At 68.4% G+C, this 620-nt stretch carries 1 protein-coding gene and 1 pseudogene; both read left to right on the forward strand.

The window, feature by feature from the left end; all coding sequences use genetic code 11:
• On the forward strand, positions 1 to 226 hold a 226-nt coding region (locus HUW62_RS50250; protein WP_176438223.1), incomplete at its 5' end, for an RDD family protein.
• An 85-nt stretch (positions 227 to 311) separates the two neighbouring features.
• A pseudogene (locus tag HUW62_RS50255) lies at positions 312 to 620 on the forward strand (HEAT repeat domain-containing protein); the annotation flags it as partial.

Genomic DNA, 620 nt, shown 5'->3' on the forward strand with positions numbered 1-620 from the left:
GGCGAGCCTCGGCAAGCGGCTCCTGGGGATACGCGTCGTCCGCGGAGACGGACTTCCAGCGGAGGTGTGGCGGATCGCCTTGCTGAGGAACGCGCTCCCGATGGCGCTCTGCGGCTACTGCGTCTGGGTGGGCCTCGTGGACGCGCTCTTCCTCGTTGGGGAGGAGCGGCGATGCCTTCACGACTGGGTGGCCGGCACCCGCGTCGTGAAGGCTCCTCGAGCGTAGCGCTCCTTCGCTGCGCGGTTCGTGACTGGCTGAAGCGTTGGGTTCGGAGTCCCTTCCCAGCGAGGGGAGAATGAGAGGCGATGACATGGAGGGAGAAGTGAAGTCTGGGCGTCCCCGCTGGTTGGCCGGGCTCGTGTGTGTGGTGGTGGTGATGTCCCTGGGGTGTTCCCGGCCGTGGAAGCGGGACGACATCAGGACATGGGAGGGCTGCTGTGAGGGGGCTGACGCGTGCCTTGCGCTGCTGCAGGAACTCCACGGCCCCGACACGGGGGAGAAGTGGCTGCCGCCGGAGCAGGCGTGTGCCTCCTGGAAGTTGGGGCGCGTGGGGGAGGACGTCGTCCCTCGGCTGATTTCGCTGCTTCGGCATTCGGACCGTCGCGTGCGCGGCGGTGCA

Origin of the sequence: Myxococcus sp. AM011 (assembly GCF_013372595.1) — a bacterium.
In the GTDB taxonomy this organism is placed as follows: Bacteria; Myxococcota; Myxococcia; order Myxococcales; family Myxococcaceae; genus Myxococcus; species Myxococcus eversor.